The organism is Allobosea sp. P1_A7, assembly GCF_056406775.1.
Map to the genome: position 1 here is coordinate 1 of NZ_JBFTZN010000215.1, position 9,983 is coordinate 9,983.

At 60.8% G+C, this 9,983-nt stretch carries 6 protein-coding genes and 3 pseudogenes; 5 read left to right on the forward strand and 4 right to left on the reverse strand.

Annotated features, from left to right (window positions below; all coding sequences use genetic code 11):
• Together AC1D34_RS27675 and AC1D34_RS27680 are read right to left on the reverse strand one after the other, a co-directional pair.
• Positions 1–180, reverse strand: a pseudogene (locus AC1D34_RS27675) (IS6 family transposase); the annotation flags it as partial.
• Positions 181–260: 80 nt separating this feature from the next.
• A pseudogene (locus tag AC1D34_RS27680) lies at positions 261–362 on the reverse strand (IS6 family transposase); the annotation flags it as partial.
• A 289-nt stretch (positions 363–651) separates the two neighbouring features.
• Between AC1D34_RS27680 and AC1D34_RS27685 the strand changes: the two are divergent.
• On the forward strand, positions 652–1,653 hold the full coding sequence (locus tag AC1D34_RS27685; protein ID WP_476825926.1) for a transglutaminase-like cysteine peptidase: 1,002 nt from the start codon (positions 652–654) through the stop codon (positions 1,651–1,653).
• A gap of 85 nt (positions 1,654–1,738) precedes the next feature.
• A pseudogene (locus tag AC1D34_RS27690) lies at positions 1,739–1,932 on the forward strand (IS5/IS1182 family transposase); the annotation flags it as partial.
• A gap of 494 nt (positions 1,933–2,426) precedes the next feature.
• Here AC1D34_RS27690 and AC1D34_RS27695 read toward each other — a convergent pair.
• Positions 2,427–2,549 carry a hypothetical protein gene (locus AC1D34_RS27695; RefSeq protein ID WP_476777435.1) on the reverse strand — a complete coding sequence of 41 codons (123 nt, stop codon included), beginning with the start codon at positions 2,547–2,549 and terminating at the stop codon, positions 2,427–2,429.
• Between the two features lie 294 nt (positions 2,550–2,843).
• Entirely contained in the window at positions 2,844–3,665 is an 822-nt protein-coding gene (locus AC1D34_RS27700; protein WP_476825927.1) for a GGDEF domain-containing protein, read from the reverse strand.
• A 262-nt stretch (positions 3,666–3,927) separates the two neighbouring features.
• Here AC1D34_RS27700 and AC1D34_RS27705 point away from each other — a divergent pair, with 262 nt between their 5' ends.
• The 3 genes from AC1D34_RS27705 to AC1D34_RS27715 form a co-directional block, all read left to right on the forward strand.
• Positions 3,928–5,283, forward strand: coding sequence for an HlyD family type I secretion periplasmic adaptor subunit (locus AC1D34_RS27705; RefSeq protein ID WP_476777437.1), 1,356 nt, complete (start codon positions 3,928–3,930; stop codon positions 5,281–5,283).
• Positions 5,283–5,885 (forward strand): ribbon-helix-helix domain-containing protein, encoded by a 603-nt coding sequence (locus tag AC1D34_RS27710; RefSeq protein WP_476825928.1) that lies wholly within the window; start codon positions 5,283–5,285, stop codon positions 5,883–5,885. Before AC1D34_RS27705 ends, AC1D34_RS27710 begins: the two co-directional genes overlap by 1 nt.
• A 186-nt stretch (positions 5,886–6,071) precedes the next feature.
• On the forward strand, positions 6,072–9,983 hold a 3,912-nt coding region (locus AC1D34_RS27715; protein WP_476825929.1), incomplete at its 3' end, for a beta strand repeat-containing protein.

A 9,983-nucleotide genomic window follows, 5' to 3' on the forward strand; every position in this document is an offset into this window, starting at 1 on the left:
GTTGAAGCGCTGAAGCAGCAAGGGCGCGAAGTAGACGACCCAGCGGTGGATCGTGGAATGGTCGATGCTGATGCCGCGCTCGGCCATCATCTCCTTCAGGTCGCGCAGGCTCAGGCCGTAGGCCAGATACCAGCGAACACACAGCAGGACCGATCGGTCGAAATGACGGCCCTTGAACATCTGAAATCCCCCCGCCAATGGCTGGAAGGTGATGCCCTAACCTCCGTAACTGAAGAGTTTGCAACAGAACCCCAGCAGACCTCGACGTCGCGGAAGCTGAGGGTGAACCGGAGATACAGCGAGTTTGCCAGCTGGAWGATCGCGGGTGGAAAGCGAAAACCGCTGTAACTGATCTTTGCCATGCTCAATGGCTACCAACCCGAYCGAGGCGCAACAACKCCGCTACGCCGTGACAATGCCGTTCTATGTCGATCAACGGCCTTTGCGATCGGTCTTGCAGTGCCCCTGGCAGCATGGTCAATACTTACATAATAAACGGCCCTCAATTCTTCTAATACTCGGAACCGCTCTATATCCAAGATGTGCGTTTATTTCTCTGGCCCGAGCGCAAGCCTAAAAGTTTAGGCATTGACTTCATCCAGCGCAGAAAGGCCGCTCGCCATCTTCCCTCTGTGATCCGGAGGGGTGTCGATGTACCGATCTGCGTTGGTTCGGAGGGGGCGGTTTTGGAGATGGGCAGTCAACCTGCCGATCCTGATCGCGATCACCTCGTCGATGGCAATGGCCAGCATCGTGACGAGTGATGCCGACAGTCTTCCTTCATCCGTGAAGGCACCGGCGTTGCCCGTCTTCCTTGGCATCTCGCTCTTCGGGCGCAGTCCGTTGGACTGGCCCGACCTTGCTTCGGTGCAGGGCCCGCACGCGCCGCCCCAGAAAGAGGCGCAGCGAGAAGCGGCCGAGCCGGTCCGCGTGCTGGCGGCGCTCGGCCAGGCAAATCTCTCACTCGCCGAACGCTGGACGCTATTTGGCGAAAAGCTTCCGCAATCGCCGCGCGAAGGCCRGCGAGCAGTACCTGCGGGGCACAGCGACGTGCTAGGTTCGGTCGCGCTGCCTGTCTCTCAGGTTCCTCAGTCACGCCGGTGGCACACAATGCTGGAGGAGCGGGCCGATTCCTATTTCGTGGGCAGCTGCTCCGCATCAGCCTCAGCCTGCGCAGAAAAACTCCGCGGGCGGCTAACGGACGCGGTGACTATTGCGCGCGGCCAGTATGATCGAGACGCCATCGACACCGTCAACAAGGCGGTAAATACCGAGCTGAAATACCGCCGTGATCTCGATGGCTATGGCATTCCGGACTATTGGGCGACGGTCGAGGAAACCCTGGCGCGCGGCAGCGGTGACTGCGAAGAGTTCGCCGTCCTGAAGATGTGGATGCTTCTCGCCGCCGGCTTCGATCGCTCCCAGATACGGCTGCAACTCGTCAAGCTGCTTAAAACCGCAGAGGATCACGCGATTCTCGTCGTTGATATCGGCGCCGGTCGCCTCGTTCTCGACAATCTTTCTGCATCGGTGCTGGACGATAGTCAGGTCAGCGAATATTTGCCTCTGCTCTCATTCGTCGGAGGCGACGCCTACCTTCATGGCTTCAAGCGTCGGCCGGCAAGATCGAACGAAGTCGCTGCGCTGCGTTGAGACAAGCAACTTTCAGGTCGGGGAGGCCTGCTTCTGGGTAGGCGCGTGCGGCGGTTGCAGCGCCCTCCCAACGACGTCGAAACCGGTGGAGGGCGGTCAGCGTGATCTGTTCCGGGCGCGGCTCGACCAGATCATTGCCCTCAACCATGCCTTGGTCCGGCTGGCGCGGACGATTGACTGGAGTGTCCTGGAGCGGTCCTTCGGCGCGGTCCGCTGCCGACGCGGCCAATGGCGGGGCTCGCCATCCTCAAGAACATGCACGATCCGTCCGACGTGGCACCCAGACCCGGATGAAGCTTCGTCAGACCAACTTGCAACCAGGCCGGAGTCGAGCCTGATCCGGACCAACCTTCTCGCAAGCATGGGCAATGAACGTGGCTAGGACACGCGGGCTTGCGAGGGCGCGAATAGCTCTGGCCCGCCGTATCGCAGTCACTTTGCATAAGATGTGGCTAACAGGGGAGTCGTTCTATTGGAGGAAAGCGGAAATCACCTCAGCCTGAGTTTTTACAGCATCCGCCTCGGCGGACGTCCCCGGCAAGGGCGAGTGAGAGCGACCGTCCGTTTGGTGCGCCGTCGGCCGACCAGGGAACGCCGCAAATAAGATAGCTCCGCCGCCGCTCAGATGAACACCATCCTGTGCCGGCTTCGCGCCGAGCCCGAGTCGCGCCGAAAGGGGCATGGAACGCGACTCTACTCGAGGCTATGGGGTCGGATGCCGATCCAGCCCAAGTCCCCGACCTTCTTAAGGAAGCTGTCGCGGTAATGATAGCTCAGATCCGTGATTCGGCGAACGGATCACCCATCTTCACGATCGGCTGGTCGCGTGGCATCACGCCAACGATGTCAGCCAGCGGCTCGCCACGATCCCCGGCCCTGTCACTGCGTCCTCTCATTTCGGCCTCCGTCAACGACGCTGCTCAGTTTCGCTCAGGACGACACTTTGCGGCGTGGATAGGCCTTGTTCCCAGAGATTTCTCGACGCAATGCGCCCGGCCGACAAAAACTGGCTTACCTTTCGAGGGCGCGGTCCGTCCTGCACGACCTCGCTTTGACGCTCGCTACGAGAAAAACGAAGGGTTGGCTCTTCTGCTCGCGAGACGTCCCAACTGATGCGCGTGGGTTACGGAAAAGCGACCTTTGGAAGGCCACTTTTTCTCACGCTCAATTATTTTATGCGGATCTTCCGCTCAGATATTCGCGGTGTTCTGACTGCTGGCGACATGCACACCCCCACCGCGCGCGCGAGTCAGCATCTCGTCGAAAATCGTCTCGTCGGATCTCCGCTCAACCGCTACGACTTTGACATCAGGTATCTCTGATCCCAGCAGAAGAGGGGGCCTTCCCGTCACGGCATTCTCGAGCCGCTGTGCAATGCTGGCTGTCGTCGGAGCCGAAGCTCCCGGCAGGAGTACACCGAATTCCGAAGCCGAAATACGGGCTACGGCGTCATAGGGGCGGACGAAACTCTTCAGAGTGTCCGCGACGTGAAGCTGGAGTGCTTCGGATGCACCTGACCCCAGACGTGCGGCGATCTCGTCGTATTTATCGATTGTGACCAGAATGAATGATAACGGGCTTCGTTCGCGCTGCGCGCGGCTGAACTCCTGCACTGTCCTGACCTGCAACCACTTGCGATTTCCGAGACCGGTAACCGCATCAATGTCCTGGAGGCGCTCGACCTCAAGGCGATACTTGGCAATTTGCTCTTTTGCATTCCTTGCTTCGCGCAGAAGATCGCTCGCCGTTTCGCGCTGTCCATCTCGAGTTGCGACGTCCGCAGAAAGCACCTGACTGGCAGCTTCGACACGGCGAAGCAGGTCTATGACCGTCGTTGCGGCGCCGACAAAGGCCACGGCAGCGACGACACCAAGAGTGGGTGTCAGCCAGGCCGGAAGCGCTGCGTCAAAGCCAGCAGCCAACCCGGAGGACGCAACGATGGCTGTAATGCAAATGGCGAGCGYCCCGCCCCATGCTACGAGACCGACCAGTCCCCGGCGTTTGTCAGCCATTGGAGAACCCTTCAGGAAAGTGCGTCATCGTACCGCTCAAATTCGATTTCCGTTCGCGCCCATAAGGAGCACGATACCTAGCTGATTCCTTTAGACGTCAGGTAAAATTTATAATTCAGGTAGAATTTGCAACGCTTGCGGCCGCGCAGATCAAATCGCCGAATGGAATGATGAGTGGCTCGCATCATTGCAGATTTCGTGGTATTCCCACGTTACTCGGCAAATCGCTGGGAAGTCATTACGCGAGCGGGACGCTGCATTCGTGACATCAGTCATTGGCCAAAAGGGCATGCGCGCGGTTTCCTGGTTCCGTCCGAAGGCTGAAAAGCAAGCTTTTCGCGCCGCTGATCGCCCGCCGCGCCTTGCCTCGCAAGCCATCAAGCTGGTTGGTGCGCTTCTCCTTGCCGGCATCATATGGGCCAATTTTTCGCGCGTCGAGGAGATTACGCGAGGGTCCGGGCGCGTGATTCCTACGTCGCGGACGCAGGTGGTGCAGAGCTCCGAGGCCGGTATCGTGCGGGAGATTCTCGTCCGGCAAGGCCAGCGGGTGGCTCAGGGCGAAATGATCATCCGGCTCGACGACACTCCAAACTCCGCGAAGGCGGGCGAGGCGGTGGCGCAGGGTCGCGCGCTCCGGGTGCAGATCGCTCGCCTCGAAATGGAGGTGGCCGGGCCCGGATCGCCCTTCGAATGCCCGAAGGACATCGAGACGGTGGCACCGGATGTCTGCCTGAACGAACGTAAGCTGCTGAGTGCCCGACAGGAGAATTTTCACGCGCGCATCGATACCTTCAAGGAGCGCCTCGAACAGCGGAAGCGCGAAGTCGGCGAGGTGACGGCCCAGTCGCAACGTTTCACCGAGTCGCTCGTGCTTGCCGATAAGGAACTCGCGATCATTGCTCCGATGGCGAGCAGAAACCTCATCTCTCAGCTCGAACTAATCCGCGCGCAACGGCAAGTCGTCGAGTTGAAGGGGCAATTGAGTACAGCGAAGGAAACCTTGGCCAAGCTCGAATCAGGCTTGCGCGAGGCGAGTTCCCAGCTTGCCGAACAAGTCACCCAGCTGCGGCGTGAGGCGCTAGCTGAGCTGACCGCGCGTCGAGCGGAGTGGTCCGTCGTACAGGAGACACTTCGGGGAGCGGAGGAGCGTGTTCGCCGCACCGATATTCGCTCTCCCGTTGACGGGGTTGTGAACTCCCTCGCGGTCAATACGGTCGGAGCCTATGTGAATCCCGGGGAGCGGCTGCTCGACATCGTGCCATCCGATGGAAAGCTGCTGATCGAAGCACGGGTCAAGCCTTCGGACATCGCGTTCATTGCACTCGGGCAGAAGGCACTGATCAAGGTATCGGCCTATGATTTCTATCAGTATGGTGGTCTCAACGGCGTCGTGGAGCAGGTATCTGCCGACAGCGTCTATGATTCCAATTCGAAGGAGACCTTCTACGTTGTTCTGGTACGGAGTGACGAGACCTCACTGAAGTTCGACAAGGGAGCGCATGCCATCATCCCCGGTATGACCGCCGACGTCGACATCATCACCGGCGACAAATCGATCCTCACTTATCTGCTCAAGCCCATCAATCGCGCCAGRCACGAGGCAATGACTGAACGTTGATGGAACGGTGCGTGGACGAAACTGGGGCTCAGAGTGTCAAGGAACCCCGTCTTCGCCTGTTGACAATCGACGGGCGCCGTCGCGCTTTCAAGCTTGAGATACAGTTCTGGCAGGCGCTCGAACATATGGCGCGCGCGCGTCGAGAGCGGCTGTCGACGCTCGTCGACCATCTCCTTGCCGACGAACGGGGCAACGCAACGGCCAGATTGCGGGTCGCTGCAATCGAATGGTTCATGGGCGAAGGGCGTGCCGGCCAATCTCAGGATCTCAAGAGCAGATGGCAGCGCATCATCGATCTCATCATCGAGCCTGCCTTTATCATCAACCAGCACAAGCAGATCCTCCTGTTCAACGGGCCGATGCGCGCCTTCGCGGCAAGTGCCGGTGAGCAGCCGAATGTCAGGCTCGGGCTTTCCGCAGAGATAAGCCGGATCCTCACGCTGTTCGAAGAGAATGAGCAACGCATCATCTCGATGCCGTGCTTTCTCGACGCCGGGCAGCACGCGCTGAAAGCTACCGCTAGAATGACATTGCTCGAGCGCAGCAGAGGGCAGGCGCTTCTCCTATGCGCCCTTCGGCCTGCTGTAGGAGCACAAGCTTGAACGACGTCCTGGCTCGCCCTTGTCCCCGCTTCGCCACGTCGAACGCAGAATGGGTCGATCGGCCTTGTCGTTAAGGATCAACAATATTTTCACTCATCCGATATACGCCAGTATAACGCCCGTCTTGATGTCGGTTTGATATTCGCCAATCCATTCGATYAGTTATGAAAATGATCGGGTGGCGTCATGGATGAAGGTCTTGGCAACGCTGGCGTCGCGGCTAAGGCCGAAGTGACGACTGGTTCCGCCGCCGATGCGGTGGACCAGGCCGGGCGGATTATGCTGGCGCAAGCGGCGACAGCCCCCTCTGGCCCGGCCCCTTCACCACCGCCGGCTTTGCCCGCTGTTGAACCCAGTGCTGCGCCGACGGCCGCAACGCATTTTGATGCGGTCGCCACCAAGGTGGTGCGGTTGCCGCAAGGCACCTCCATCGACAATATCGAGGTGTCGGGGAAAGACATCGTCCTGAAGCAGGCCGATGGCCGCACAATCGTTATCGACAACGGTGTTTCGAATGTGCCGACTTTGATAGTCGGCGAGATCGAGGTGCCTGCTGGCACGCTGACGGCAGTGTTCGATCGCCTAGGTATCGTCCCTGGCGCGGGCCCCGCGGGCGCTCAGCCCTCGAACGTCGGCAGCTCCGGCGGCAATTTCGCTGTTGCCAACGGAAACGTCGGCTCCTTCTTCGGTCTCACCGATCTTCTTCCTCCCACAGCCCTGCAGTTTCCGACCCTGGAGCAGCGCGAACTGGGCGCCGCAAGGGGCGGCCTCAGCGTCGGTCCGAGCGTATTGTCGTCGACCGTAAGCGTCCTGCTGGCGGAAGCTGCGCTGCCGGGAGGCCGGGAGGGTGCGCGGATTGGCGAGGAAAGGCGAATTGGCCAGCTGTTCGATTCCGGCTCGCTGCCGATCAGCGCCGTGCACTTTGCGACCGATCTCAGCACCTTGCAGACGGAAACGAACGGCCTTCCCGGAGCGGACATCGTCTGGGCTCGGCTCTCCGATACGGCAATCGTCGGGCGCGTGGGGGGAGTTGACGCGGTTCTTCTTCAGATCGAGCCCTTGGGCGGCCAGGGAATTGGAACGGCAGAGCTTACCGTCACGATCACACTGATCGGCCCTGTGCCGCATCCTTCGGGAGGCGGTTTCCAGACCGTCGACCTCGGCTCGGTCGGTGTCGTGGTCGAGACAGGGGCGGGTACTGCGCAGGGGACCGTCCAGATTTCGTTGACGGACGACGTGCCGACGGCGGTTTCGGATACCGACGCGGTCGCGGCGGGTTCGTTTGCGGCGGTCGGTGGCAATGTGATCGGCGGCGCCGGCAGCGACGGCAATCCGGCCGGTGCCGACGTGCAGGGCGCGGATGGCGGGACGGTGACCTCGGTCGTGGCGACGACGGCGGGCGGCCTGGCGGTTGCGGTCGGCACCGGCACGGTGGTGGCCGGCCAGTACGGCGTGCTGACGATCTCGTCGGATGGCGGTTACAGCTACCAGCGCAATGCCGGCTCGGCCGGCGGGGTGAGCGACGTGTTCACCTACACGCTGACCGATGGCGACGGCGACGGCTCGCCGACGACGCTGACGATCGCGATCGGGGATTCGACGCCTGCGGCGGTGATCCCCGGGGCGGGCGAGGCGACGACGACGGTCCAGGAGGCGGGTCTGCCGGCGCGCGGCGCCGAGGCGGCCGGTTCGAACGAGGCGGCGCCGTCGGAGACGGTGACCGGGACGATCGGCTTCACCTCGCCGGACGGAGTGTCGCTGGTCTCGCTGGGCGGGCATGTGCTGACGACCTCGGCCCAGACCTTCGCGGCCGAGACGCTTGCGGGCGGCGCGACGGGACAGCTGACGGCATCGTACAGCTACGATCCGGCGACGGGGGCCGGCACGATCAGCTACGGCTACACGCTGCTCGACAACACGGCGGGCGACGCGACCACGGCGAGCTTCGCGGTTGTGGTGAGCGACGCCGACGGCGATCCGGCCCCGGCCGGCAACCTGGTGATCAACATCGTCGACGACGTGCCGACGGCGGTTTCGGATACCCCTCTCACGTTATCCGAGACGGATTCGCAGGCGCCTGGTGTCAATCTCCTCGCAAACGATCAACTGGGAGCGGACGGCGCGAGGCTGACGGCCGTGGATTTTGGTCTCGGCAACGGCTTTCAAGCGATCGCTCCGGCCGGGACCACCACGATCACGAATGCCAACGGAACTTATACGTTCCAGGGCAACGGAACCTGGACCTTCGACCCGGTTGTCAGTGCGAGCACGTCGAACACGGCTGGCAGCTTCACTTATCAGATCACCGACGGCGACAACGACACGTCGACTGCGACTCAGATCGTCGACATCAATAACGCGAACAACGTTCCCGTCGGCGGATCGGTGACGGCCGCGGTGGACGATGAGGGGCTGGCGCACGGAATCATCGGCGGGACCGGCGATGCTGCGACCAATTCGGCTTTCTTCTCCGGGAGCCTGACCGCGTCGAGCGGCGATGGCGCGCTCTCCTTCAGTTTCGCCAATCTCGCGGGCGGCACCGCCACTGTCGGTCAGGAAACCGTAACCTACGGCTGGAACAGCGCGACAAGCATGCTGACGGCCACAATCACGTCGAGCCCTGATAGCTCTCGCGTCAACGGCACCTTGTTCACTATTGCCGTCACGCCGGCGACAGGCGCCTACACGCTGGCGCTCGTCGACAACGTTCTGCACGCGGCGGGCAATGCCGAGAATGGCGATTTTACGCTGGCGCTCCAGTACCGGGTAAGCGACAGCGACGGCGACGCGAGCGTTGCAGATAGCGGGATCGGGACGCTGACCGTGACCTTCGATGATGACTCGCCTGTCGCCTTCACCGCGCAGTCGATGACCATCGAGAACGGCGCGAACGCGGTCGGTAGCGGTGCCCTCAACTTCTATGAGAGCATCGGAGCTGATGGCGGCAGCGTCGTCTTCTCCGGGACTGACGGCTCTCCGCTCACGAGCGAAGCGACCGCGGTGACTTCCGGTGGCAAAACCGTGCATCTCTACGGTTTCGGCACCAACACGCTGACCGGTAAAATCGACTTCGATGGCAACGCCGCCAATGGCGACGAGACAACCGTCTTCACTGCCAGGCTATCGCCAAACACGACGAGCGATCTGAGCGACATCTACACCGTCCAGTTCTTCCGGGCGATTGATGACGGATCGGGGAATACGATCACGCAGTCGAATTTCCCGGACACCAGCTCCAGAAATTACAAAAGCGTGCAGGATACGAATGCAGCCGACCACGATATCCTTATATCTGCCTCGAGTGGCGGTTCGCCCGCTACGGTCAACGGCAGCAACTCCGGTGGATCAAGCATAAGCTTTGGTGCTGGCAATCCGTCCATCAACACCGGAGAAACACTGCGTTTCGACTTMGCTCAGAATGTCGTAGCGACTACCGGAGGCAGTAACAACAGTTTCACCTACGGGTCTCATTATGATGTGAACGGGTTCGCATTCACGGTACAGAATGGCAATGGAACATCCGGCGTCTTAGTCAAAGCGTACGACGCAAATAACGATATAAATTTCAGTAACGATTCTACCGATATCATCACCCAGATCTACGTCAACGGCGTGCTTGTTCCCCTCGCGAGCCTCGTCGCCTCAGGTGGGGGGTACATCATTTCCGCAACAAACGGCAGCACTATTTCTGTATTCACAAGCGACGGTTATAATCGCGTCGAGGTGGGGCATGGGAATGGAGACAACTTCTCCATCGCGAATGTCGGGTATCTTCAAGTTAATGCCGGTCACGATGTTCCGCTTTCATTCAACCTGACAGCGACTGACGCAGACGGTGACACGTCAACTGGCGCGCTTTCGATAACGACAACCCCATTGAACACAACGATCAATGGAGACGCGTCGGACAATCTCCTGGTTTCAGGAATTGGCGGCGAAACGCTGAATGGGGTGGCGGGCAACGATACACTCGTCGGCGGCGTCGGCACCGATACGTTCGATGGTGGGATGAATACAGCCTCCGGCGATACTGTAAGCTATCAAAACTCGCTTTTGGGGGTGACCGTCGACCTTGGCCTCGTCGGGACCATCCAGAAC